Source organism: Stenotrophomonas sp. AC248 (assembly GCF_979258185.1).
Genome location: NZ_OZ409840.1, coordinates 1,865,149 through 1,890,212, shown reverse-complemented (window position 1 = coordinate 1,890,212; position 25,064 = coordinate 1,865,149). Strand labels below are relative to the sequence as shown.

The following is a 25,064-nucleotide window of genomic DNA, read 5'->3' as shown; positions in this document are numbered from 1 at the left end:
TGATGAGCAGGAGCGCTCTCGCCGCCCCGACCAAGGCGCAGCGCGGCATCGCCGCGCTGCTGCTGATCACCCTTGCACTGACCGGTTGCGGCGTGGTGGCGCGTACCAGCATCCAGACGGCGCAGTTGGCCGTGAAGGGCACGCCGGACGTGCAGCCCTCCGCAGCCGAGGTGGCCGCCAAGCCGTATCCGCAGATCAAGGTCAGCGGCCCCAACGGCGGCGCCGTGCTGGTGCTGGGCAACATCGATGCCGGGCGGCAGGCGTGGTACAGCAGCGAGCGCAGCATCGTGTTCCTGCAGGATGGGCTGTTGGTTGGCACACATGGTGGCTCGCCGGAGCTGCAGCAGATGTGGATCGAGGGCGACAACCCGTTCCACACCCTGCACACGCTTCAAGGCAGCGTCACCGTCCAGCGTCGCTATGACTTGATGCCCGGCTATCGCTACGGCGTCCCGGTCACCGGCACGCTGGAGCGTCTGGGCACTGAACCGGTGGACATCCTCGGCAAGGTGCGCACGCTGGTGCACGTTCGCGAGACATTGCGTGGCACGCAGTGGAGTGGTGAGAACCACTACTGGGTCGACCCCGCCAGCGGCTTCATCTGGAAGAGCCAGCAGATGATCGCGCCGGGTACCCGACTGGACATCACACAACTCAAGCCGTACAGCCTGGACCTGCAACGCCGATGAAGCAGCGATTGTTCGCCCTCGCACTGGGCCTGGTCACCTGCGGCACCAGCATCGCCGCCCCCACGATCAACGTTGACGTCCTCGGCCAGGTGCGTGATCCCGGCACACAGGTTCTGCCGACCGGCGCCCGACTAAGCGATGCCGCGCTTGCCGCCCAACCGCTGCCAAGCGCCTACCCACTGGCAGCCGCATGGCTCCGCCAAGCCGAACAGGTGGCGCAGACGCGGCTGAAGGCCGGCGTCCTGTTCGACCTGGGCCAGCTCGAGGAGCGCGCCGATCGCGACCCCGACGGCGCGCAGGCGGCGACCGCGCTTGCCCGCGAGATCGACAGCATGCCGGTGACCGGCCGCGTTCCCGCGTTGCTCGCCGCGCGCAATGTTGAAGCCGCACTATCGCAGAACCGCCCGCTGGCCGATGGCGACCGCTTGGTTTACCCACCCCGCCCCGCCACTGTCACGGTGATGGGTGCGGTGGCCCAGCAGTGCGTGCTGGAACACGTGCCCGACCAGGCACCGCATACCTATCTGGCGCACTGCCCTGCCCTTGCCGCCGCCAGCCGCGATGACCTGTACGTCATCCAGCCCGATGGCCACGCGGAGAAACTCGGCATCGCCCTGTGGAACCGCTCACCGGCGTCCACGCTTGCACCAGGCGCCATCGTCTATGTGCCGCTGCAGGCCAGTACGCTCGGCCAGACCGCCCCCGATCTCAACGAGGAAGTCGCCCGCTTCCTCGCCACCCAGGTGCTGGATGCGCCCGGAGTTTCGCTTTGATTTCTTCGCTTCGCACACCGGCCGCGCGCCTTGCACTTGCCGCACTCAGCCTCAGCATTAGTAGTGCCCTGTACGCCCAGAACGCACCGGCACCCACCGCCAGTGACTGGGGCGGCATCGGCCTGTTGCAGACGCCAACGGCGCGCATGGCCGACGAGGGCGAGGTCGCCTTCACCGCCAGCCACACCTCGCCGTACAGCCGCTACAACATCGTGCTGCAGCCGCTGCCCTGGGTGGAGGGCGCGTTCCGCTACGTGTCGGTAGCCAATCGACGCTACGGTCCCGCCTGGCTCAGCGGAAACCAGAACTACAAGGACAAGTCGATCGACCTGAAGATCCGCTTGCTGGAGGAAAGCCGCTGGATCCCCGAAGTGTCCGCGGGCTTCCGCGACCTGGGCGGTACTGGCCTGTTCTCCAGTGAGTACCTGGTGGCCAGCAAGCGGATGGGCGCCTTTGACGCCAGCCTGGGCTTGGCCACGGGCTACATCGGCAATCGCGGGGATTTCAGAAATCCGCTCACCTCCATTGACGACCGCTTCGAGACACGGCCGAAAGCCCAAGGTACGGGCAGCCTCAACAGCGACGGCATGTTTCGCGGACCCGTCGGCGTCTTTGGCGGCGTGGCATACCAGACGCCATGGGAGCCACTGCAACTAAAGCTCGAATACGATGGTAACGATTACAAGCACGAGCCCCAGCAGAACAACCAGCGCCAGCGCAGCCCGTTCAACGTGGGCGCCACGTACGCCGTAAACAAGAACGTGCACCTGCATCTGGGCTGGGAGCGCGGCGATCTGGCGATGTTCGGGGTCACCCTGCGTACCAACCTCGCCCAAGCCAGCTCCATGCCGAAGCTGCTGGATCCGCCGCCGGTACCCTTGCGACAGCGGAAAGATGCGGACGAAGCCGTTGGCGCGAGCGAATCGGTCGCTGCCAGCGCGCCCGTTGACTGGGCCAGCGTAGCCAATCAGCTCGACCAGAACGCCGGCCTGCGAGTACAACGCATCAGCCAGCGCGGCTCGGAAGTCATCGTCAGTGGCGAGCAGCGGCGTTTCTACTATCCTGCCCAAGGCCTTGGTCGTACCGCCCGCATCCTCGATGGCAAGCTTCCTTCTGACATCAGTTGGTTTACGGTGCAGAACACCCGGCTGGGCATGCCGATTGTCGAGACCAGTATCGAGCGGGAGAGTTTCGTCGATCATCTCGAGCACAAGACCGAACTGAGCAGTCTGGCGGGTCACATCGAAATGACACCCCCTGCTGCGCAATACAGGGAAACGCTGTACCAAGCGCCGCCTCACCGTTTCGACGGCGCCTTCAATATCGGCTATCAGCAATCCCTCGGTGGACCTGACGGGTTCGTGCTCTTCCAGGTGGCAGGCACCTACAGCGCCAATGTCTACCTATCACGCAACCTGTGGCTTAGCGGCACGGTCAGCTACAACGCGTACAACAACTACGACAAGTTCCGCTACGACGCCCCCAGCCGCCTGCCACGCGTACGTACCAACCTGCGTCAGTACATGACGACCGAAGACCTGACCCTGCCCAGCCTGCAGCTGACTGGCACCCGTCGGCTGGGCCGCGACCTCTACGGCATGGCGTATGCCGGCCTGCTCGAGTCGATGTACGCTGGCGTCGGCGGCGAGGTTCTTTACCGTCCGCTCAATGAGCGCTGGGCCGTGGGTGTGGAAGCCAACTGGGTCAAGCAACGCGACTTCGACCAGCGCCTGAGCTTCCGCGACTACAGCGTTGCCACTGGCCATGCGAGCTTCTACTACATGTGGGGTGAGGAGCGGCGCATCGTGAGCGCACTCAGTGCCGGCCGCTATCTGGCCAAGGATTGGGGTGCAACGCTTGCGGTGTCCCGCGCATTCGACAACGGCGTCACCATGGGAGCCTACGCCACCAAGACGGACGTTTCCTCGAAGGATTTCGGCGAAGGCAGCTTCGACAAGGGTATCTACGTTTCGGTGCCGTTTGACTTCCTGTTGCCGCGTTCAACGCGTGCACGCGCCAACTTCCTCTGGAGTCCGCTGTACCGCGATGGCGGTGCCCGTGTGGGCCACACGTACAGCCTGTACCAGGCGACGTCAGAGCGTGATCCGGAGTTCTTCTTCGACAACCTGGATGCCATCAGCAAGTAGCGCATCCGATTGGGGCGCTGGATAGAAGAAAGGCCGGAAGCGCATGCTCCCGGCCTTTCTTCATTACCATACGGTCGGCGGCGCGCACGCCGTGCGCGCCCATCGCTTACTTTTCGTTGGATGCGTACTCGTAGTAGCCATAGCTGTAGTAGCCCGTGGCACGCTTCTCCACCGCATTGAAGATCGCGCCCTTGACCTGGATACCGTTTTGCTCGAATCGCTTCATCGAGAGCAGGATCTCCTTCGGCTGATTCACCCCGAATCGGGTCACCATCAACGTCGAACCCGCATGGCTGGAGACGATGGCGGCATCCGTCACTGCCAGGATCGGCGGCGTATCCACGATCACCAGATCGTACTCCGCAGACAACGCCTCGAGCATCGCGGCAAACCGCGGGTGCATCAGCAGCTCAGAGGGATTGGGCGGAATGTCGCCCCGGGTCATGTAGTGCATCTGCTCCAGGCCCGGGAACGCGTGGATCGCATCGTGGGCCGTCAGCTTGCCGGCAAGGACGTCGGACAAGCCACTGACGTGGCTGACACCGAGAACCTTGTGCAGCGTGCCCTTGCGCATATCCACGTCGATTACAAGCACCTTCTGCCCGGCCTGGGCGACCACCGCCGCCAGGTTGGCCGAGATGAACGTCTTGCCCACACCGGGACGCGGACCAGAGATGGCGATGACGTTGTTCTTCGCCTCCATCATCGCGAAGTGCAGGCTGGTACGCAGACTACGCAGCGCCTCCACGGCAAGGTCCGCCGGCTCTGCGGCAGCCAGCAGGTGCGATCGACCATCGGCCACAATCCGGGTCTTGCCCCCCTTGCCCTTCTGGATCTTCAGCAGATTGCTGGAGACACTCAACGGAATCGCTGCATACACCGGCAGACCAAGCTCTTCGATCTGCGCAGGATCTTCGACGCCTGGATTCAGCATACGAAGCAGGAAGGCGGCGCCCGAGGACAGCAGCGCACCCAGAATCACCGACACCAGGACGATCAGCCCCTTCTGCGGTTTGACGGGCTTGCTTACGTCGACGATTGCGTCGTCAACGATACGCACATTGCCCACCGTGCCGGCACGCGCCACGTCTAACTGCTGGGCCTGGTTGAGCAGAGCGGTGTAAAGCTCATTGCTGACCTGCAGATCACGGGTCAGACGCAGCAACTCCTGCTGCGTATCCGGCAACGCATTCACTTCGCGGCGGAAACCGTCCTTGCGGCCCTGCAGATCCGACAACTGCCTCAGCAAGGCCCGGTACGCCGGATGCTCACGCGTGAAGTTGCGATCCATCTCCGCCTGCTTCAGGCGAAGCTCCTGGATGCTGGTTTCAACGGCAACTTCCTGTTCCAGCAGACCCTTGGTCTGCATGGTGATGTCCACGGAATTGGCGCGCGACTGGTAGGTCGCCATCGCCACCTGCGCTTCCTCCACCTGCTTGCGCACCGTCGGCAACTGGTCCTTCACAAACTGAAGCTGCGAGCCGGCCTCGGCCGAGCTGCGATCGACATTCTGGCGGGCATAGGCCTCGGCAACCTTCTGCACGACAAGCTGGGCCAGAACCGGATCGGAATTGTCGTAGACAATCCGCAGGATGCCCGACTCCTTGCCCTGCTCACCGACCTTGATTTCCTCCTGCAAGCCGGCAACCACGTCCAATCGACGCAGCTTGGACACCGTAAAGCGCATCCCCGGTTGGGCGCGCAACTGCGCCACTTCAAGCCGGAAACCCTTGCGCTGCACCGCCTCGCCAACCCTGCCCTTGAGCAGGATGTCACCCTCGGCGTCCATAAGCTCAAAGGCACCCTTGGCATCGGTCACCGTCAACGTCAGAGGCTCGTCCACGTAAGCACGCGGAACTTCCAGACGGTGGATCTTAAGCATCTCGCCGCCCCAGCCGTAGCGGGACAGGCCCATCTTGGGCTCGGCCAGCTCCTCGGGATTGCGGGCTTCGAACCGGCGTACGAAGAAGCCACCCAGCAACGGGAAGCGCTTGGGCTTGGCGAGGATGTCGAGCTGCAGCTGATCCACCGCAGTGCCCACCACGGAGCGCGACGTCAACAGCGCCACTTCCGTCGTCGCCGCCGTGCTTCCGCCGCTGGCCAACGAGGTCAGATCCGCGAGACCGGGAATCGTCGGCATCTTCGATTCCACCTGGACCATCGCCTGCGCCTGGTACACCGGCGTAGAAAGCAGCGCGTAAGCGACACCAATGACCGCGAAGACGGCAGTAGTTCCGATGATCCACCACTTTCGGTCGATCAGAACACCCAACATCTCCCGCAGGTCAAACTCGTCGTCCCCGCGGACGGCGCGTGTAGGGTTTTCCTTCATCTTGGCTTCCATTTCACTCAATTGCACCGCAACCGGGCGGATCGTTACTTGATGTATTTGGACCAGCGATCGACACTTTTCTCGATCAAGGAGTAGACGTGCTCAAAGGCAATCCGTTGCTGCCGGTAGGGATCGGGCACTTCCAGCGAGTCCCAGCGTCCGAGCAGGAAGGTCTTGCCGCTAACTTGCGGTGCGTCACGGATGATGCGCGAGACATGCGCCTGCTCCATCACCAGGATCAGGTCAGCCGCCGCGAGCACCTCGGGCGTCGCCTGCCGTGCGCGATGTGCGTCCGGATCCAGACCGTGCTCGCGCAGCAGCGTAGCGGCCATCGGATCGACCGGCTTGCCAACGAGCGCCTGCAGACCCGCCGATGACACCTCCACACCCACCCTGTCACGCAACGCGTCGCGCATCAGGATTTCAGCGGTAGGGCTGCGGCAAATGTTGCCGACACAGACAAGCAACAACTTCTTGAACACAAATCCCCCGGATCATTCATCCATGAACCAAGCGCGCCGGAAACCGAGCGTTCGCTAGACAGCCAGAAAGTGTACAGCAGTTTTGACCGCAGCGGGCCACCGGGACCGCCGTAAGTGGCTGATACGGCTGGGCTGCGGGTCGCCAGCAACGGCCGTCCCGACTGCGAAGGTCACGGAGCCAGAAGGGCTCGAAGCGTAGGCGCTTATCGCCCCCACCTCATCTGCTACCATAGCTGATCGATTTTGCAACCGCCGTCACGTTACGCGCCATCACACCGGCATGCTGTTTGCAGGAGCGGCCCGAGAAGCTGGGCTGCCAGGCGCCGCTACTTCAATCAAGGAAGATCAGAACATGTGGATCGCGCCATCACGCCACCACTCAGGGCTTTGGAACATCGCGGCAGGCCGTTTTGGCACCGCGCTTGGGCTCGTCCTTCGTCTGGGCGACCCACTTCTTCTCATTGCCGGCGCCTTCGTCGCGTATGCGTGGCGCTTTGGGCATTTCCACATGCCCGTCGACTACTGGCGGCTGGTGGCCATCACCTCTTTGTTTGCCGTGCTGGTGCTGGGGGCCTCCAGGCTCTACGGCAGCTGGCGCGGGCGCGGACTGATCGCCGAATTTGCCCAACTGCTGTTGAAGTGGGTCATCATTTTCTGCGCTCTGGTGGCCTACACAACGGCCATCCAGGTCACCGACGAGCTGTCCCGCCTGTGGCTGGCCACGTGGTTTGGAGCAAGCCTGGCCGGCGTCATGACGCTGCGCGTGCTGATCCGGATCGGCTCGGCCTGGGTGCGGTCGCGCGGAATGGACCTGCGCAGCGCGGTGATCGTCGGCGCAAATCCCGATGCCCAGCACATCATCAATACCCTGCGGGACAACAGCTGGACCGGTATCACGGTCAGTGGCTGGTTTGCCGCCGAATCCGACCGCTGCACCCTGGACGGGGTGGCGGCACTGGGCGGCATCGAGGGCCTGGGCAGCTTCGTTGAAACCCAGCAGATCGACCAGGTCTGGATTGCACTGCCCATGCGCGATGAAGCGCAGATCACCGCTGCCCTGAACCAGCTTCAGCATTCCACGGCTGACGTGAAATTCGTGCCAGACATGTTCGGCCTGCACCTCATGAACCACTCTGTGGAACAGGTCGCCGGCCTGCCAGTGATCAATCTGCAGCAGACCCCGCTCCAGGGGGGCGCCCGGCTTCTCAAGGCAGTCGAGGACCGCGTGCTCGCCGCGCTGATCCTGCTGATCATTTCCCCGATCATGCTTGCCATTGCAGCCGCCGTGAAGATCAGCTCGCCCGGTCCGGTGTTCTATCGGCAGGAGCGCATGAGCTGGAACAACAAGACGTTCTGGATGCTGAAATTCCGCTCCATGCCCGTGGACGCCGAACAATCCACCGGAGCGGTGTGGGCCAGATCGGGGGAGAGCCGCGCCACGCGCATCGGCAGCCTCCTTCGCAAGACCAGTCTGGACGAGCTCCCCCAGTTCATCAACGTTCTGTTCGGCGATATGTCCATCGTTGGGCCGCGCCCGGAACGCCCGGTCTTCGTGCACCAGTTCAAGAATGAGATTCCGGCCTACATGAAGAAGCACATGGTCAAGGCCGGCATCACCGGCTGGGCCCAGGTGAACGGCTGGCGCGGCTCCACGGATCTGCAGAAGCGCATCGAGTGCGACCTCTTCTACATTGAGAACTGGTCCCTTTGGTTTGATCTGAAGATCGTTTTCATGACTCTGTTCAAGGGATTCGTGCACAAGAACGCATACTGAGAAATCTGACGCGCCGTACTTGCCGACACAGGTGTCACTCCTGACGGCGTGTTGCTGCGCGGGCCCTTTCGATGTATCGACCTGCCTGCCAACGCCCCTTTATTGCCCGACATGCTCATTACCCTGCTCATTGTGTTCACTGTCACCTGCGTCCTGGCAGTGATCTATCCCTACCTCATCTACCCTGCCTTACTCGCTGCATCGAAGGTCCGGCCCGTTCGCCTGGGACCATCGGACTGCGGAGATGGCGCCGACTTCACCCTGCTGTTCTGCGCCTACAACGAGGCGTCGGCCATGCCACAGAAGCTGGCCAATCTAAGGGAACTGCGCCAGCAGTACCCCGCGATGCAGTTCATGGCCTTCGACGACGGCTCCGCTGATGGAACCGCCGACCTGATCGCGCAGGGCGCGCCGTTCGTCACGCTGGTGCGCGGCGGCGGCAGGAACGGGAAGGCACACGGCATGAAGCTGATGGCCGGCCAGGCAAGGTCCCGCTATCTCATCTTTACCGACGCCAATGTGCTGCTGGATCTCCAGGCACCCCGCGCACTCTTCGCATGCTATGCCGACCAGGAGGTTGGCGGCGTCTGCGGCGCCCTCCATTATCTGGGCGCAGATGGATCGGCGACCGCTGCCGTGGGCGGGCTCTATTGGCGACTGGAAGAGAAGATCAAGGACCTTGAGTCCCGTAGCGGCAGCGTGATGGGCGCGGATGGCTCCATCTTCTCAATCCGCACAGCGCTGTATCCCAGTTTTCCCGATACCGTGCTCGACGACTTCACGGTCTCGATGGAAGTTGTCTTCAGGGGCTTGCGGTTGATCAAGTGCAACGATGTCGTTGCCTATGAGCAGCTGGTTTCGGTGCGTGCCGACGAATTTGCGCGCAAGGTACGCATTTCCGCGCGCGCGTTTCATACCCACGCCGTGCTGGCTCCAAAGCGGCGCCAACTGACGTCCGACAACAGATTCCGCTACTTCTCGCACAAGACGTTGCGCTGGTTCGGCGGGGCCTTCCTGCTGGCGGGTGCAGCGGCCGGCGTGGCTGCCATCAGCCTGCTCTGGCCCGTGCTTGGGATGGTGAGCGTGCTCGTGCTCATCGCCGTGGCGATCGTAGGCACGAAGACGACCAGGGGCCCACTCTCCTCACTTGTAGAGGTCGTGCTCGCCATGCTGGCCACGCTGCAGGGGGTTGCGCGTGCACTGCGAGGCCAGACGTTCGCGGTGTGGAATCCGGCAAAGTCCCGTTGAAAGCGGGCAGCATGCCCGACGGGAACATAGCGACGGTGCGAGAATCCCGCACCGGAGAGCTGCATGGATACAGGCTGCCGCACGGAAGCAACACAGCTGCACCACACGATTTGTCGAGAATTTATCCAGGAGAAAGCATGAAAGCAGTCATCCTCGCGGGTGGATTGGGAACGCGTCTGGCCGAGGAGACGGCCGTGCGACCGAAGCCGATGGTTGAGATCGGCGGCCATCCGATCCTCTGGCACATCATGAAGATCTACTCGGCCCATGGCATCAACGAGTTCATCGTATGCCTGGGGTACAAGGGCTACTACGTGAAGGAGTTTTTCGCGAACTATGCCCTGCACAACTCCTCGATCACGGTCGACATTGCCAACCGCTCGCTGGAGTTCAACGGTGATTCGCAGCTGCCACCGTGGAAGGTTCACCTCGTGGATACCGGCACCGAGTCGATGACCGGCGGCCGACTGCGCCGTGTTCGCGATTACCTCGGCAAGGATGAGCCGTTCTGCATGACCTACGGTGATGGCGTTGCCGACATCGACATCAGCTCGCTGCTGGCATTCCACAACGCCCATGGCAAGGACGCCACGCTTACATCGGTACGCCCGGCGGGCCGCTTTGGCGCCACGGTCATCCAGGACGGAAAGGTCACCGAGTTCACCGAGAAGCCGGCCGGTGACGGTGCGCAGATCAACGGTGGGTTCTTCGTCCTGCACCCTCGCGTCATCGACAGGATCGCGGGTGACAGCACGATCTGGGAACGCGAGCCGCTGGAAGGCCTGGCACGCGACGGCCAGCTCGCCGCCTTCGAGCACAAGGGCTTCTGGCAGCCCATGGACACGCTCCGGGACAAACAGTCCCTGGAAGCGCTTTGGGACGCCGGCAAGGCCCCGTGGAAGATCTGGGACTAAGCACATGCCGAACTGTGATTTTTGGAGCAAGCAACGCGTATTCCTCACCGGGCACACCGGCTTCAAGGGCAGTTGGACCGCGCTCTGGTTGGCCCGCATGGGCGCGCAGGTGCACGGCTACTCGCTGGCGCCCGAGACCGCCCCCAATCTTCATGACCTGATCGGCAACGCCAAGGGCATGACCTCCACGATCGGCGACATCCGCGACCCTCTCGCACTCCAGCGTGCGGTGGATGCCTGCGACCCGACGGTGGCGATCCATATGGCGGCCCAGCCCCTGGTCCGTCGCTCCTATCGGGAGCCGGCAGAAACCTATGACGTCAATGTCATGGGGACGCTGCACGTGCTGAACGCGCTTCGCCGCGCCCCCCGCCTGCGCGCGATCCTCGTCGTCACCACGGACAAGGTTTATATGAACGACGACTCCGGCCGTCCGTTCGTTGAAACCGATCCACTGGGCGGTCACGACCCCTACTCCAGCTCCAAGGCGGCGTGCGAGGAACTGGTCTCCTGCTACCGGCAGAGCTACTTCGAAGAGGCCGGGATCCGCGTGGCCACGGCGCGTGCCGGCAACGTGGTAGGCGGCGGCGACTGGTCGGAGGATCGCCTAATCCCCGACATCTGGCGCGCCATGCTTACCGGCCAACCAGTGACCTTGCGCAACCCCGGCAGCACCCGGCCGTGGCAGCATGTCCTGGACCCGGTGTCCGGCTATCTGGATTACGTCGAGGCACTGGCATCGGACGGCGCCGTGGCACTCCCCAATGCACTGAACCTTGCGCCCGCGACAGATTCCCCAATGAGTGTTCAGGCAGTCACTGAAACGCTTGGAGAGGCATTGGGCATGCGCGAAACATGGCGCCTGGACGAAGGCGACAATCCGGTGGAGATGACGATGTTGACCCTGGACGCCTCGCTGGCAACCCGTGTGCTCGGCTGGCATCCCCGCCTGACCGGGCGCCAAGCCGTCGAATGGTCTGCTGACTGGTACATCCGGCAGCACCAAGGGCAGGATGCCACCGCCCTCACCCTTGCCCAGATCGATGAATACGAAGGACTGGCGACGCGCTGAGCGCGCCTCCGGAAAGGAAACGACACCATGAAGTTCACCCCCGCCCCGCTGGATGGCGTGTACCTGATCGATCTGGAGCCCCGCAGCGATGATCGCGGCTTCTTCTCGCGCCTCTTCTGTCAAGACGAGTTCGCCGCGCATGGACTGGAAACGAACTTTCTGCAGTTCAACACCTCGTTCACCCGGGCGCGGCACACCCTGCGCGGCCTTCACTATCAGCTCGGCGACTCTGCCGAGGTGAAAGTTGTCAAATGCACGGCCGGCAGCCTGTACGACGTCGTGCTTGATCTACGCCCGGACTCGCCCAGCTTCGGCAAATGGTTCGGCGCAGAACTGAGCGCGGAAAACCGCCGGATGATGTATGTGCCTCGCGGCTGCGCGCACGGCTTCATGTCCCTCACCGACGATGTCGAAATGCTCTATTTCGTCAGTGCGGCATACAACAGCAAGAACGAGCGCTGTGTCCGCTGGAACGACCCGCGTTTCGGGGTGGAGTTCCCGCACGCGCCGCTTTCGATCTCCGAAAAGGACGCCGCCGCTCCGGACTTCGACCCGGCATGGCACCTGGACGCCAGCGTCACCAACACCCCATTCCCGCGGAGCTGAAATGCGCATTCTGCTCACCGGCGCCAGCGGCCTCATCGGACAGGCCGTGCACAGGAATCTCTCCCAGGACAACGAGGTAATCACCCTCGGCCGCAGCGCGCACGCGGACGTACGCCTCGACCTGGCTGACGTGGACGGACTGAATTCAGCAGCGCTGCCGGCGGCAGATGCCCTGGTCCACTGCGCCGGCATCGTCGACGAAGACTTCCGCGAAGATCCCGTCCGTGCTGCCAGAATGGCCATGTTCGGCGCGGGCGCGCTGGCGCGTCAGGCCGTCGCGGCGGGTGCCACGCGTCTTGCCTACATTTCCTCGGCACACGTGTACGGTCCGATGCTGGGCCACATCGACGAGCGCTCACCACAGAATCCGGTATCGGACTATGCGATCTCCCACTACGCCACCGAACAGGTCTTCCGTCGGTACGCACAAGGTGCAGTGACCGCCGCCGCATTCCGGCCATGCGCCGTGTTCGGCGCCCTGGGTGATCTTGACGCATTCCGTCGTTGGACGCTGATCCCCTTCTCCTTCCCGCGCGAAGCGGTGATGGATCGCCGCATCGTCATCCGCTCGACCGGGCAACAGCGACGCAACTTCGTGGGAACCGACGACATCGCGGACAGCGTGAGGCGCTGGCTGGATGCCTCATCTTCGGCCTGGCAGGTAATCAATCCCGTTGGCGACGCGTCCTGCACGGTGTTCGAGTTCGCCCAGCGGTGCGCTGCCATCTCTGATGAACTGGCCACGGGTAGCTGCATCGTCGAGCGTCAGCAGCCGAACGGGCCGCAGGCCGGAGATGATTTTGAGTACGCGTCCACCCTGCAGCCGACCACGGCTCGTCAGTCCATTGACGACTTCGCCCGCGGATTGATGAGCCAGCTGCTGCTCAAGGCCATGCCATGACGCCGCGCCTGACCATCGGCCTTATAATCTATAACGGCGTGGACATTGCACGCCGCTGTATCGACAGCCTGATCGGGCAGACCTACACGGACTTCGTCCTGTTGATCCACGACAATGGGTCGACCGACGGCACCAGCGAGATCTGCGCCGAGTACGCCGCCCGTGACCCTCGCGTGCGACACGTGCGACACCCGCAAACCATTCCGCAAAGCGATAACTTCCGCGGCGTACTGATGTCTGCGGACAGCGAGTACTACATGTGGGCAGCGGACGACGATATCTGGTCGCCGCAGTTCGCCGAGCTGTGCATCGCCCAGCTCGACGTCAACCCCGATGCGGTAGCGTGCTGCACCGAGGTGAACTTCCGTTACCCCGATGGCGATGTGCGCCGTGCACGCGGTACGTTTCCCATCGTCGGCACGCCCGACGAGCGGGTGCGCACCTACCTGCACAATCCGCGCGACAGCGCCAGGCTTTACGGCGTGTACCGCACCAAGTCACTCCAGGCCAGCTATCCAGCCGGATTGAACATGTTTGGCTACGATTGGCTGGTGGTCTGCCTGAGCATGCTTCACGGCCACCACCTACAGGTTGACGGCGTGCAGCTTCTGCGCAGCGGGCATGCGCCAGGAAAGTACTTCGAGCGCTATGACCGTCATTTCGTACGCGATACGGGCCTGGTCGGACGTCTGTCCTGGTTCCTGCCGCTATTGCCTCTGTCGCAGGCCCTGAAGGCTCACCTTCCCCGCAGCGCATGGAAGGCTTCACGGCTTCGCGTTGCGCGGCTCAATCTGATCCAGCTGCTGTTGTTGCTGAAGTGGAAGTGGCCCGTATTGAACAATACGTTCTTGCTTGCGCGGAAAGTCGATCGCCTCTTTACCAAGAAGCAACCCTAGCGGAGCCGTGTCGTGAGCATCTCGCCACATCTTGACAACAACTTCAACCTGCTTCGGTTGGTCGCGGCGTCATCGGTCATCTTCTCGCATGCCTATGACATCACCTCGGGGCTGCATGATCCGTTGAGCGCCGGAATCGGCTATTCTGCCGGCTGGGTTGCCGTGTCTGCGTTCTTCTCCATGAGCGGGTACCTCATATACAAGTCGGCGCTTCGCACGCCTTCTGCTGCCGATTACATGGCCGCCCGTTGCCTTCGGATCCTTCCGGGGCTCTGGACCATGCTCATCATTACAACGCTGGCACTTTCGTCAATCACGGCGCTTTCCCTGGTGGACTACCTGGGAACGTCCGAGACGTGGGAGTACATCTTCGGCAACGCGATCATGTACATGCCTCGCTACGAACTGCCCGGGGTATTCCTGGGCAACCCGCTGGCCGGCGTGATCAATGGGTCACTGTGGACGCTGCGATTCGAGTTCACCTGCTACATCCTGGTCATCGCTCTCAGCGTCAGCGGATTCTTTTCCCGCGAGCGCTGGTTCCGACTGTTTGCAGTAGTCGCCGTTGCAGGGTATCTGGCGTTCATTGCCCATGCCCTGCTGACGAATGCCACCCAATCAGCGCTCTTTGACGGAAACAGTGCCGCCAAGTTCCATCGGCTGGGTTTCGCGTTTCTGCTTGGCATGTTTTTCGCTCGATACCGCGATGGCATGCCTGTTTCATGGGCGATGCTCCTGGGCGTGTATCTGGCCGCGGCGGTCCTATGGCCGACCCCACTGTTCCAGCCCGCCCTCATCGCGGCAATTGCAGTCACCTGCTTCAAGATTGCCTTCGCCCCAATGCCCTCGCTTGACTGGGCGAAAACAATGCCTGATGTCAGCTACGGTGTGTACATCTACGCGTTTCCCGTCCAACAGGTATTCGCGTACGCCTTCCCGCAGTGGAGTCCTTTGCAGAATTCCCTCGCAAGCCTTCCCGCCACGCTTCTGCCGGCAATTCTCTCTTGGTATCTGGTGGAAAAACCCGCCTTGAGGCTCAAGGGAAAGTTTGTCTTCACACGGGCACGCGCCTGATTTCCCATGCCACCTGACCTCTAGAACACGTCGCGCGGCATTGCAGACTAATCCGCACACCGAAACAGATCTGCCGTCATTGCACGGGAAGCACAGAGAACAGACCCCTTGAACCTGAAGCGAAACTCTCTTTTCTCAGCGGCCGAAGTCGTCGTTGGTGGACTGGGACTATTCATCATCTACCGAAGTGTCGTCGTTGAGCTTGGCGTCGCCATGCTTGGCGTCTGGTCGATAGTGCTTGCCACTACCGCATTCGGGCGGGTAGCCGATGTCGGCATAGCTGCTGGCCTATCCAGGTTCATTGCCGCTGCACGTGGCCGCCAGGAGCATGTCCAGGTATCGCTCTACTTCTGGACAGCGCTTTCCACCATCGCCGTTCTCATGGCGGTCATCGCGCTTCTCGGGTGGCTGCCATTGAATGCCGCGCTGGGCTTTGCCCTGAGCGGCGTGGAGCTGACCGCGGCCCGGCAACTGTTGCCCTGGGCGCTGTTCACCTTCTGGCTGCTCAACATCAATGCGGGGCTGGCAGCCACGCTACTCGGCATTCAACGGTCGGACCTTCGCGCCCTTTCCTCCATTGGGGGCATGATCATCCAGGTGGTCGCGTCCTATCTCCTTGTCAAGTCACACGGGTTGCTCGGACTTGCGTGGGCACAGTCTGCCCAGTACCTCTTTACCATTGCGGCGTCGGCCATTTTTGCGCGCAAGTCCCACGCCATCCTGGGCCCTCCCCGCGTCTCAGGTCTGATCTTGAAGGAGATGTTCGGCTTTGGCGCAAAGCTGCAGATCGGTACGATCGCCAATCTTCTGTTTGAGCCCCTCTCCAAACTGGTCCTTGGAGCAGTGGCAGGCCCCGCATCCGTCGGCATCTTCGAGATGGCATATCGAATGGTCTATCAGATCCGGACAGTCGCGATCATGGCACTCCAGAACCTCGTGCCTGCCTTTGCAGAGCTCTCACAGCGGGATTCCACGGCAAGCAGCGCGCTCTTCATCAAGAGCAATCGCGTCGCTGCCCTCGCAGGGGGATCGCTCATGATCGCAGCCATTGGCGTAGCGCCATTGGTGTCCGTTCTATGGCTACAGACATACTCGAGTGAGTTCATGTTACTGGTCGCGATGATTTCGGTCTGCTGGCTGATCAACATCCTCTGTGCACCCTCCTACTTCTGGGGAATAGCGCACGGCACCATCAATGCGAACATCGGCGGACAGCTTCTCACCGGCGTACTGTCTCCTGCGCTGGCTTACCTTCTTGGCATTCAGTACGGGCCAACTGCAGCAGTGATTGGCATCCTCGCCGGCAAGGCCATAGGTGACATTCTGCCTGCCATATTCAATCGCCCAGCCCCCACCTGGTCAAGTGCCGGCGTCGCACAGCCGTGGAACCTGCTGGCCCTGGCCGCGACCCTTCTTTCGGCCACCCTCGCACATCATCTGTGGGGGAGAATGGCCGGTGATTTCCTCTCATCGCACCATGCCCTTAAGTTGATCACGTCATGATGAACCACGTCTACGCACCGCCCCACGCGCATGGAAGCTTCAGCCGCTCGACAGTAGGGCTGACGCTGCTGGTCGCGTTCTTCGTCGGCGCACACCTCAGACTGTCCATCTATAGCGGTGGCAGCGTACTGATTCCCCAGTTCATCTGCCTGGCCGCCGGCGCTGCGCTTGCAGCGCTGTATCACAGGGCGCTTCTCAAGGCGCTTCCGCTGATGCTTCTGCTTGCTGCGGCACTGGTGCTTGCCCCCATTCTGAACTTCCCTTTCCTGTCCACGTCCGCAGTGTTTGAGACGTACAAGGGCAGCATCCAGTTGCTGGTATCGATGACGCTCATGCTCGCTGTTGCCGCACTGGTAACGACCGTTGAGCCAGCGCGACTCGCAAAGCTTTCCACGCGCCTGTGGCTGTTCTTTGTGCTGCTTGCACTTCTTGAATTCGTCGCCTTGCGCGACGTGTTCGAGGCCATCAGCCAGGCGATCTACTCCGCATCTGGCCGTGGCGTGTACAACGGCGTCGAGCGCGATCAGCTCATGTATGGCCAGATCCGGCCCAAGGTCATGGCCACCGAACCTTCGTTCCTGGCCACCACCCTGCTCTGCCTGTGCACCATGGCGATCCTCAGCATGCGCTCGGCAGGTAAGCCACACGCGGTGAGGAACGGCCTGCTCATGCTGGCGGGTACTTACCTGGTCTGTCCCAGCATGATCATCGTGTTCTTCATGGCCGCCATCGCGACGTGGATGTACTGGCCGCGGACAAAGAAGGGGCGTGCATTGGTTCTGTTCCTTCTGGGCGGCGCGTTGGTTTCGACGCTGATTGCGCAGTCGTACATGACACAGCTCGCCGCCCTCAGCAAGCTGGCGCTTGGTGATCACGGTGCCACCGGCAGCTTCTTTGGACGCATCGCCGTGGGACCAAGCGTCGGCATCGATGTTCTGGAGCGCTATCCGTTGCTGGGCGTAGGTGTCGGTAATGCAGAGGCCGCGCGCCCGATCATCGACAGCAACTGGCTCAACAAGGGTGCTTTCGCTCTGTTCCCCTGGTTCGCAGACCCGACGCTGCGGGCGAATGATCTGATGTCGAACGGATTCTGGTGGCAGTGGATCTACATGGGGGCGGTCGGTGGCCTCCTGTTCATGGCCCTGACCAAGGCATTGCTGCGCACGATGGGTGTGGCCCTCCCGTTCCGGGCGATCGTGTGTGCGTGGATTGTCTGGTACGCCGGTGCGGCATTCGTCGATCCGATCTCCTGGTTCGCACTGGCCATATTCTGTATTCCGCCTCGCGCGCATGCCGAACTTGAGTCCCCCGTCCCGGACGTTGGTAGCGTTGTAGTCGCGCCTGGAGCGATGCATGCGCGATGATTCCCGCACGCAGCCCGCCCCGCTGGGTCTGGGATGCAGCCGACTCGGATCGGTCAATGGGGTTGCCGGCCCAGATGCCACCCGCTTGCTTGCAGCCGCTTTGGACGAGGGCTATCGGCTCTTCGATACGTCCAACGTGTATGGCCAGGGGGATAGCGAGCGGCTGATCGGCAACGTTATCGGCAACCGCAGTGACTGCCTGGTGTGCACCAAGGGAGGCAAGTATCTGCCCTTCTCCAAGCGCATTCTGGTACCGGTAAAGGGCCTGATCCGGCTTGTCGCGCGCCGATCCAACGCGGCACGAAACGGCGTAAGCAGTCTGCGTAGTCAGCCGCTGCCCACGCGCTGGGACACCGGCTTCATATCTGCGGCAATCGACGGCAGTCTGCGTCGACTGCGGCGTGACGCGATCGATGTCTACCTGTTGCACAGCCCGCAGGAAAGCACGCTGCGCGATGGGGAAGCCATTCAGGCGCTGTGCAACGCCCAGCAAGCCGGCAAGATTCGTGTCGTTGGCGTATCGGTCGATGACGTCGGCACGGCCATGGCAGCGCTGGCGGATCCGCGAATAGGCGCCTTGCAGCTTCCGCTCCATCCTGGTGCCCACGATTACGATCAGGTCCTGGCGCAGGCCTTCCAGCAGGGCGTGAAGGTCATTGCCCGCGAAGTCCTGGGTGGTCAGAGCGCGATGGCCGTCGCGCAGGATCCCTCGGCGTACGCCACGGCACGCATCCAGGAGCTGCACGATGATCCCCGTATCGCCACTGTCTTGGTAGGCACCACCAAGATCTCCAATATGAAGGTCGCTGCGCGGGCCGCTGGCCTGATCGCCAGCACACTGCCTGACCGCAACGTGGAAGCTGAATCGTGAACATTGCAATCGTGGGCTGCGGGTTTGTATTCGACATCTACATGCGGACCGTCAGGGCTCATCCGGAACTGGCCATCGTGGGCGTCTTCGATCTCAAAGCCGATCGGATGGATCGCGTGTGTGCCTACTATGGTCTTGAGCGCTATGCCTCGCTGGATGCCCTGCTGAAGGATGCCCGGGTGGATATCGTAGTGAACCTGACCAATATCGGTGCGCATTTCGACGTGAGCCGTCGGGCATTGAGTGCTGGAAAGCACGTTTACAGTGAGAAGCCCATAACCCGGGATCTGCAGGAAACCCAGGAACTGTTCGCCATCGCCGCGACCAAGGGCGTGCGCATGTACGGCGCGCCCTGCAATATCTACAGCGACTCGGTGAGGACGCTGTTCAAGGCGGTTGGCGACGGCGCGATCGGGAAACCGCTTCTGGTGTACGCCGAGCTGGATGACAACCCCATCCACCTGATGGAGTTCGAGAAGGTAAGAAGTCCCACGGGTGCCCCGTGGCCACTCGAGGAGGAGATCCTTGAAGGCTGCACCTTTGAGCACGTGGGCTACCATCTCGTCTGGATCTGTGGCTTGCTGGGCCCCGCAACGGCGGTTACCGCCTACTCCAATGAGCTGATTGAGGCCAAGGCAGCAGCCGTGCCCGGCCGCTCCGGGACGCCGGACTATTCGGTTGCTTGCCTGACGTTTGCCAATGGCGCATCGGCCCGGATCACCTGCAGCGTGGTGGCGCCCCGCGACCATCGCATGCGCGTGATCGGCACCGAAGGAGAGGTATCTACCGACAGCTACCGCCAGTACCGTTCTCCGGTCCACCTGGAGCGTTACTCCAAAGGCAGCCTGAGTGCGCGCAAGCTGCAGGTGCTGCGCAACAGCCGCCTGTTGGGCAGGCTGTTCGGCATCGGCGGGCGCCGCATGCGACTGGTACGGAACTGGAAGTCCGACGCGGTGGAAAAGGACCAATCGGTGCGTTCTTCCCTACGAACCCGCGTCAAGGAATGGGTACGTCGCAAGGAGGTTTACGCGCAGGACAAGTTTGTCGGCATTGCCGAGATGGCGCGCGAGATAAGGGACGGCCAGCCGCAGTATCTGTCACCCGATTTCATCGCACATCTGAACGAACTGACGCTGCTGATCCAGGGCGCAGGTCCTGAGGGCTTGGCGACGCGTCCCACCACAACGTTCGCACCACTTGGTCCCCTGCCAGGCACGCAGGACTACGGAACCCAGTATCTGGAGCGCCTCCACCCCACCCTGCTGGAGCGGATCGCCTCCCGATGAAGCACGGGACGCCGATGGCATTCTATCGGCGCCCTCCAAGGACGGATGCAACTGGACGACTACTTTGGAAATCAATCTACGAACTTTGCAAGCCGCATCGCGGCTTGATGCGAAGATGCTTGGGTATCATCTCAAGCGCGTGCTTCGCAACGTCCTTGCCCGGCAGTTTCCCAATGCCTACGCGCGACGCCTTGAGCGGCTCAGTACGCGTGTGCCTGCCATCGCCTCGCGCGTCACCGAAGCAACTGGGACGGCCGTGGCGTTCGTCTCCCGGTTCTATCGTGACGAGTATCTGGACGATATGGATGATGTGGCCCGTGGCCACTTCACCTTCTTCGGTCAATCCGTGGATTTCGGCAGTATCGGAGCGATCGATTGGCACCACACCATTGCCGTCGAGAAGGACCTTCATCTCTGGCGGATGAAGCTGGCGCACTTGGGATTCATCTGCCCCATGCTGGTTTCCGGCACGGTCACACATCACCACGCCGTCGAAGCGATCCTGGCACGCTTCAATGCCATCAGCAGCTTCGCGGTGAGCGGATGCTTCAGTTCCTACTGGTTCCCGTACAGTGCGTCGCACCGGATACTCAGCGTACTCAGTGGTTACCTTGTCGCACGCCAGGAGCGTACGCTCGCGCCCTCACTCGTCGCCGCCATCGAGGCGTTTCTCCGCCGCGATGTCGCCTTCGTGCTTGACACCATCGAGCATGAGCTCAAGAACAATCACGTAGAACGCAATCTGGCGGCGCTGTGTCTGTACTACAGCCACGCAGAAGAGGTTCCGACGTCGATCGCGGCGCGCCTGAACCACGACGTGCATCGGATCATTCTGGATTGCGTCCTCGAAGATGGACTACTTTCCGAGCGCTCGGCCATGTACCAAGGCTTGACCGTCATGGCCTTGCGCGTGTTCCGGGACACCCTGTTCCTGGCCGCCACCACGCGTGAACTTGCCCGCGAGCGCCTCGCCCTGGCCGAGCATGCGTGGGCGGTGATGTCGCATCCGGATGGTGAGATTGCACTGTTCAACGACAGTTGGTTCGGCGAAGTTCCTCCGGTCGGTGCATTGATGGAGCCCACCTCACTGCAGCCGCTTGAAGTGCTGCGGCATGCCGGTTACGCCCGCCTGCAGGATGAAAGCTGCTTCGCCTTGTTTGATGCCGGTGCGATTGGCCCGTACTGGAATCCGGGGCACGGGCACGCCGACTTCCTGGCGGTGGAGATCGACCTGCACGGCAGAAGGTTCATTGTGGATCCGGGCACTTACCAGTACTCGACAGGCGAGCGCAGACGCTTCGAGCGCTCGGCGGCCAGCCACAATGGTCCAGGCTGGCATGAGGTCGAGCCGGTCGAGTACAGCGGCTGTTTCAAGGTGGGCCGTATGAGCAAGGCGCAGCTGACCGAATGTGGCCCGGTCGCGGGCGGACATCGCGTGTCCGGGGCACTGCATCTCACGCATGGCACCGCAGATCGCAGTGTGATGCTGCGGAACGGTTGCCTGCATGTGAGCGACCGTTGGCACGGGGATCTTCCCCGGCCGCGCACCAACCTGCTCATCTCCGCCGATTGGCACGTGGTGTCGCGCGAAGGGAACCATCTGCAGTTCGCACAGGACGGGATCCTCGTCGATCTGGTGATCCGCAAGGGCCACGTGGCAGATCTCCGCGCCTCGTCCTGGGCCAGCCGCTACCTGCAGGATCGGCAGGGATGGTTGATCACACTGGAGCCCGGCGACACAGCCGAGCTGGACTGGGACGTGAGCAGTCCGGTCCCGGCCCCCATCCGCACCAAGGAACAACACGATGTCGTCCGTTCGCCGTAAGCGCATTCTCATCCTCAGCCGTCTTTTCCCGTACGCACCGGCGCGCGGCGGCGACATGAGCTATTCCAGGGGGCTGGCCATCTCGTTTGCCCACGTCGCAGACGTGACCGCAGTGGTTGCCACCAATGGCGTGCAGCCCGATGGTCCGGTCGACAAAGACGGGGTACGCTGGATCGTCGCAGGCGCTCCGCGCAAGGGACGCATGGGATCGGTCGCCACCCGCCTGCCCAACATTGCCTGGCGCGGACAGACCACTGCTTACACGAGGGCCTTGGCACTTGCCCTTCAGGAAGAGTGGGACGTGATCGTCATCGATCATATTGGGTCCTACCATGTTCTGCCCCAGGTAATGGCCTACCGCGCCCGTCGTCCGGCAACGCGCGTCTCCTACATTTCACATGAGCACGAAGCCTCGGTGCGCGTGGAGAAATACGCAGCGTATGGCGGCAATCCGCTGCTGCGCCTTGCCCTCAAACTGGATGGCATCAAGGTGGGCAAGGCCGAGCTTGACCTTGTGCGATCAGTGGACCTGCTATCACTGATCAACCCCGATGATGCCACACTCTACAAGGCCCAGTTGCCAGGTGTGCAGTACGTCACCTTGACCCCCGGCTACCAGGGCAACAGCGTGGTCCAACGCCAGATCGATGCCTCGGTTCCTCGACGCGTCGTGGTACTGGGCGGGCGTGAATCCCGTCAGAAGCAGGTGATCCTGGAGCGCTGGCTCGAGCATGCAGCGCCCGTCTTCCATCGTGCCGGCGTCGAGATGGCCGTGGTTGGGCCGATCGATGATGCACTCGGCGACACGTTGTCCAGCCGCTACCCGACCGTACGGTTCATGGGCTTTGTCGATGACATCGACGCATTCCTTGCGACCTGTCGGGCAAGTGTGGTCGCAGACTTCCTGGGCGGCGGCTTCAAGGTGCGCCTGCTGACCTACGTCTTCAACCGTCTGCCAATGTTTGCCATGAAAGGCGCCGTTTCCGGCCTGGGGGTGAGTGCGCCCAGCGCATTTACCGAGTTCAACGACCTGGCGGCGCTGGCACAGGGGGTTTGCGAACGCATTGATGATTTCGACTACCTCAACAGACTGCAGAACCATGCCTATGAGGGTACCCAGGGATGCTTCGATTGGGCCGATCGTGGCGTGCGCTTTCTGAAGGCGCTGGACGCAGGCCGGTGACTGCACAGTTCACGACGGTGACGCAGCGTTCCGGGCGCAACCAGGGCATTGAGCTGGTACGCGTCCTGGCTGCGTTCGCCATTGTCTGGTACCACTCGAAGGCGGCGGGAAGCGAGATCAGCTACAGCGGCCTCTCGGCATTCCTGATGCTCACCATGCTGTTCGAGGTGGGCAGCAACTGGTCACGTCGTGTGCGGATCGCAGCGCTGGCGCGCCGTCTGCTGATTCCGTGGGCATTCTGGTTTGTGGTGTTTGGTGCCATCAACCTTGCACGCCATCACCCCTTCATGTCGCTGGATTACAGCGGGGGCTGGGTCGCCGGGGTACTTGCCGGCAGCAGCATCCACCTCTGGTACATCCCGTTCATCTTCGCTCTGATCGTGACACTGGCGGCGATGAAGCGCTCCGTCGATCGCCAGGTGCTGTTCTGGCTGGCAATGACGGCGACCGTGGCGAATCTGGCGACGGTCGGGCTATGGGAACCCTGGTCGCGCCAGATTGGCTATCCATTGGCGCAGTGGATGCAGGCCTCCACGGCCGTGCTGATCGGGCTGTTGATAGGCCTCCACCGCAGCACCCGATGGGGTGCGCAAGCGCTTGCTGTTGCATTGATGCTGGTGGCGGCCACATGGGTGCTCTCCCCTTTGCCTGGCGTGGCACTGCCGCACATGATTGCCGCCTTGGTGCTGCTGGCCGCACTGCGCTGGGGAGACCGGATCCCTCCGTCGCCCGTGATGCAGACACTGGCCAATGCGACGTTCGGCATCTACCTGTGCCACCCGATTTTCCTCGGCGCGGCCAAACAGCTTCCACTCCATGTGGCGCTCCGAGTCACCTTCGCTTTCGTGGCGGCGGCCTTGTTCGTCATCGCCTACCAGCGCCTGAGGGCGCGGCTGAAGCAGCCGGCGTTACCCGTCGCCTGATCCCTGTGACGCCCCCTTCACCCTACGATGTGTCGCACTTGGAGTTTGTTCATTGAGTACTTCCAGCATTCTCATCTGCGGTGGCGCCGGCTACATCGGCAGCCACATGGCCCAATGGCTGGCCGAGCAGGGTCACACAGTCACGGTGCTGGACAACCTGTCGACCGGCCATCGAGGTGCGGTCCGTTGGGGCCGTTTGATCGAGGCCGACCTGATGGACCCGGCGGGGTTGAAACGCGCCTTCAGCGGGCAACACTTCGACGCCGTGATGCACTTCTGCGCGCGCTCCCTGGTCGGTGAATCTGTCGCAGAGCCTTATCCGTACTACAGCAACAACGTTACTGGCACGCTGAATCTGCTGGAAGCCATGCGTGATCATGACGTCAGCCAGATCGTGTTCTCTTCCACCGCTGCAGTCTTTGGCAACCCAATATCCGAGGCCATCGATGAAGAACACCCCAGGTCTCCAATCAATCCATACGGTGCCAGCAAGCTGATGGCCGAGCGTTTTCTGGCCGATGCGGCGCATGCTTACGGCCTGCGCTCTGTGACGCTGCGCTATTTCAACGCTGCAGGCGCGCTGCCCGAGCACGGCATCGGGGAAGCGCACGCGTGCGAGACCCACTTGATTCCAAACGTGCTTCGCGCAGCGTTGGGCCAGGGGCCAGCGCTGAAAGTGTTTGGAAACGACTACGACACCGCCGATGGAACCTGTGTGCGCGACTATGTCCATGTGCAGGACCTTGCTCAGGCCCATGCACTCGCACTCGCGTTCATGGCGCGCGAAGCGGGCGCGCACACGTTCAACCTGGGCAATGCCCAGGGGTTCTCCGTCCAGGAGGTAATTGCAACTGCCGCCTCCGTCACGGGCGTTCAGATTCCATACGATGTCGCGCCACGGCGCGCCGGTGACCCCGCCCGCCTGGTGGCGAGCAGCGAAAAAGCACGCCGGGTGCTCGGCTGGACGCCGCAATGGACGGCGCTTGAACCGATCATCGAGAGTGCTTGGCGCTGGCATCGCGACCCGCCGTCCTGGTCGCCTCACGCACATGCGCATGCACACGCACTGGGCCATATCGCCTGACCGATTCAGCGCCCGCACGCCGCTGCGGATGCAATCACGCTTACTTTATTGAATTTGAAAGCATTTTTTGAATTCTCCGTGGTCCACTGGGGCGCCTCACCACCAGCGCGCCCCTTC

21 protein-coding genes are annotated in these 25,064 nt (G+C 62.3%); 19 read left to right on the top strand and 2 right to left on the bottom strand.

The annotated features are described in order from the left end of the window. The first annotated feature begins 2 nt into the window (after positions 1-2). Genes ACZ0AE_RS08705 through ACZ0AE_RS08695 form a run of 3 tightly spaced genes read left to right on the top strand, consistent with a single transcriptional unit; the run spans position 3 to position 3,609 of the window. The gene (locus ACZ0AE_RS08705; RefSeq protein WP_463600848.1) at positions 3-689 is read left to right on the top strand and encodes a YjbF family lipoprotein; all 687 of its coding nucleotides are present in this window, start codon (positions 3-5) and stop codon (positions 687-689) included. After that, on the top strand, positions 686-1,462 hold the full coding sequence (locus tag ACZ0AE_RS08700; RefSeq protein WP_463600847.1) for a capsule biosynthesis GfcC family protein: 777 nt from the start codon (positions 686-688) through the stop codon (positions 1,460-1,462). Before ACZ0AE_RS08705 ends, ACZ0AE_RS08700 begins: the two co-directional genes overlap by 4 nt. Further along, positions 1,462-3,609, top strand: coding sequence for a YjbH domain-containing protein (locus ACZ0AE_RS08695; protein WP_463602080.1), 2,148 nt, complete (start codon positions 1,462-1,464; stop codon positions 3,607-3,609). Before ACZ0AE_RS08700 ends, ACZ0AE_RS08695 begins: the two co-directional genes overlap by 1 nt. A gap of 106 nt (positions 3,610-3,715) precedes the next feature. Here the strand turns inward: ACZ0AE_RS08695 and ACZ0AE_RS08690 are convergent, their stop codons facing one another. Both ACZ0AE_RS08690 and ACZ0AE_RS08685 read right to left on the bottom strand, forming a co-directional pair. Beyond that, on the bottom strand, positions 3,716-5,953 hold the full coding sequence (locus ACZ0AE_RS08690; protein WP_463600846.1) for a polysaccharide biosynthesis tyrosine autokinase: 2,238 nt from the start codon (positions 5,951-5,953) through the stop codon (positions 3,716-3,718). A 32-nt stretch (positions 5,954-5,985) separates the two neighbouring features. Then, entirely contained in the window at positions 5,986-6,423 is a 438-nt protein-coding gene (locus tag ACZ0AE_RS08685; protein WP_141058369.1) for a low molecular weight protein-tyrosine-phosphatase, read from the bottom strand. 352 nt (positions 6,424-6,775) lie between these two features. On the opposite strand from ACZ0AE_RS08685, the gene ACZ0AE_RS08680 reads away from it, so the two are divergent. The 16 genes from ACZ0AE_RS08680 to galE all read left to right on the top strand — a co-directional run bounded on the left by ACZ0AE_RS08680 (position 6,776) and on the right by galE (position 24,947). Next, complete coding sequence (locus ACZ0AE_RS08680) at positions 6,776-8,197, top strand: undecaprenyl-phosphate glucose phosphotransferase (protein WP_463600845.1); 1,422 nt, start codon at positions 6,776-6,778, stop codon at positions 8,195-8,197. Between the two features lie 111 nt (positions 8,198-8,308). Beyond that, on the top strand, positions 8,309-9,445 hold the full coding sequence (locus tag ACZ0AE_RS08675) for a glycosyltransferase (protein ID WP_463600844.1): 1,137 nt from the start codon (positions 8,309-8,311) through the stop codon (positions 9,443-9,445). Positions 9,446-9,582: 137 nt separating this feature from the next. Next, positions 9,583-10,359 carry a glucose-1-phosphate cytidylyltransferase gene (gene rfbF / locus ACZ0AE_RS08670; RefSeq protein ID WP_463600843.1) on the top strand — a complete coding sequence of 259 codons (777 nt, stop codon included), beginning with the start codon at positions 9,583-9,585 and terminating at the stop codon, positions 10,357-10,359. 4 nt (positions 10,360-10,363) lie between these two features. After that, positions 10,364-11,431 carry a CDP-glucose 4,6-dehydratase gene (gene rfbG / locus ACZ0AE_RS08665; protein ID WP_463600842.1) on the top strand — a complete coding sequence of 356 codons (1,068 nt, stop codon included), beginning with the start codon at positions 10,364-10,366 and terminating at the stop codon, positions 11,429-11,431. A 27-nt stretch (positions 11,432-11,458) separates the two neighbouring features. After that, a complete protein-coding gene (gene rfbC / locus ACZ0AE_RS08660) occupies positions 11,459-12,037 on the top strand; it encodes a dTDP-4-dehydrorhamnose 3,5-epimerase (protein ID WP_141058374.1) in 579 nt (192 codons plus the stop codon). Between the two features lies 1 nt (position 12,038). Next, positions 12,039-12,938, top strand: a complete 900-nt coding sequence (locus ACZ0AE_RS08655) for an NAD-dependent epimerase/dehydratase family protein (RefSeq protein WP_463600841.1) — start codon at positions 12,039-12,041, stop codon at positions 12,936-12,938. Next, entirely contained in the window at positions 12,935-13,834 is a 900-nt protein-coding gene (locus tag ACZ0AE_RS08650; RefSeq protein WP_463600840.1) for a glycosyltransferase family 2 protein, read from the top strand. The genes ACZ0AE_RS08655 and ACZ0AE_RS08650 overlap by 4 nt, the downstream gene beginning before the upstream one ends. Before the next feature lie 12 nt (positions 13,835-13,846). Further along, a complete protein-coding gene (locus tag ACZ0AE_RS08645) occupies positions 13,847-14,908 on the top strand; it encodes an acyltransferase family protein (RefSeq protein ID WP_463600839.1) in 1,062 nt (353 codons plus the stop codon). 108 nt (positions 14,909-15,016) lie between these two features. Beyond that, a complete protein-coding gene (locus ACZ0AE_RS08640; protein WP_463600838.1) occupies positions 15,017-16,411 on the top strand; it encodes an oligosaccharide flippase family protein in 1,395 nt (464 codons plus the stop codon). Beyond that, complete coding sequence (locus tag ACZ0AE_RS08635; protein WP_463600837.1) at positions 16,408-17,775, top strand: hypothetical protein; 1,368 nt, start codon at positions 16,408-16,410, stop codon at positions 17,773-17,775. Before ACZ0AE_RS08640 ends, ACZ0AE_RS08635 begins: the two co-directional genes overlap by 4 nt. Next, on the top strand, positions 17,765-18,646 hold the full coding sequence (locus ACZ0AE_RS08630) for an aldo/keto reductase (RefSeq protein ID WP_463600836.1): 882 nt from the start codon (positions 17,765-17,767) through the stop codon (positions 18,644-18,646). Before ACZ0AE_RS08635 ends, ACZ0AE_RS08630 begins: the two co-directional genes overlap by 11 nt. Continuing rightward, positions 18,643-19,932, top strand: coding sequence for a Gfo/Idh/MocA family protein (locus ACZ0AE_RS08625; RefSeq protein WP_141058381.1), 1,290 nt, complete (start codon positions 18,643-18,645; stop codon positions 19,930-19,932). The genes ACZ0AE_RS08630 and ACZ0AE_RS08625 overlap by 4 nt, the downstream gene beginning before the upstream one ends. 64 nt (positions 19,933-19,996) lie before the next feature. Further along, the gene (locus tag ACZ0AE_RS08620) at positions 19,997-21,757 is read left to right on the top strand and encodes a heparinase II/III domain-containing protein (protein ID WP_463600835.1); all 1,761 of its coding nucleotides are present in this window, start codon (positions 19,997-19,999) and stop codon (positions 21,755-21,757) included. Beyond that, entirely contained in the window at positions 21,738-22,940 is a 1,203-nt protein-coding gene (locus ACZ0AE_RS08615; RefSeq protein ID WP_463600834.1) for a hypothetical protein, read from the top strand. The genes ACZ0AE_RS08620 and ACZ0AE_RS08615 overlap by 20 nt, the downstream gene beginning before the upstream one ends. Then, positions 22,937-23,863 (top strand): acyltransferase family protein, encoded by a 927-nt coding sequence (locus ACZ0AE_RS08610; RefSeq protein ID WP_463600833.1) that lies wholly within the window; start codon positions 22,937-22,939, stop codon positions 23,861-23,863. The genes ACZ0AE_RS08615 and ACZ0AE_RS08610 overlap by 4 nt, the downstream gene beginning before the upstream one ends. Before the next feature lie 52 nt (positions 23,864-23,915). After that, the gene (gene galE, locus ACZ0AE_RS08605) at positions 23,916-24,947 is read left to right on the top strand and encodes a UDP-glucose 4-epimerase GalE (protein WP_463600832.1); all 1,032 of its coding nucleotides are present in this window, start codon (positions 23,916-23,918) and stop codon (positions 24,945-24,947) included. The last annotated feature ends 117 nt before the right edge of the window (positions 24,948-25,064 follow it).

Coding starts and splice junctions, on each gene's coding strand:
- ACZ0AE_RS08615 (WP_463600834.1), top strand. CDS start 21,738: ATGTCGTCCGTTCGCCGTAAGCGCATTCTCATCCTCAGCCGTCTTTTC.
- ACZ0AE_RS08650 (WP_463600840.1), top strand. CDS start 12,935: ATGACGCCGCGCCTGACCATCGGCCTTATAATCTATAACGGCGTGGAC.
- ACZ0AE_RS08690 (WP_463600846.1), bottom strand. CDS start 5,953: ATGGAAGCCAAGATGAAGGAAAACCCTACACGCGCCGTCCGCGGGGAC.
- ACZ0AE_RS08680 (WP_463600845.1), top strand. CDS start 6,776: ATGTGGATCGCGCCATCACGCCACCACTCAGGGCTTTGGAACATCGCG.
- rfbG (WP_463600842.1), top strand. CDS start 10,364: ATGCCGAACTGTGATTTTTGGAGCAAGCAACGCGTATTCCTCACCGGG.
- rfbC (WP_141058374.1), top strand. CDS start 11,459: ATGAAGTTCACCCCCGCCCCGCTGGATGGCGTGTACCTGATCGATCTG.
- ACZ0AE_RS08705 (WP_463600848.1), top strand. CDS start 3: ATGAGCAGGAGCGCTCTCGCCGCCCCGACCAAGGCGCAGCGCGGCATC.
- rfbF (WP_463600843.1), top strand. CDS start 9,583: ATGAAAGCAGTCATCCTCGCGGGTGGATTGGGAACGCGTCTGGCCGAG.
- ACZ0AE_RS08630 (WP_463600836.1), top strand. CDS start 17,765: ATGCGCGATGATTCCCGCACGCAGCCCGCCCCGCTGGGTCTGGGATGC.
- ACZ0AE_RS08675 (WP_463600844.1), top strand. CDS start 8,309: ATGCTCATTACCCTGCTCATTGTGTTCACTGTCACCTGCGTCCTGGCA.
- ACZ0AE_RS08655 (WP_463600841.1), top strand. CDS start 12,039: ATGCGCATTCTGCTCACCGGCGCCAGCGGCCTCATCGGACAGGCCGTG.
- ACZ0AE_RS08700 (WP_463600847.1), top strand. CDS start 686: ATGAAGCAGCGATTGTTCGCCCTCGCACTGGGCCTGGTCACCTGCGGC.
- ACZ0AE_RS08635 (WP_463600837.1), top strand. CDS start 16,408: ATGATGAACCACGTCTACGCACCGCCCCACGCGCATGGAAGCTTCAGC.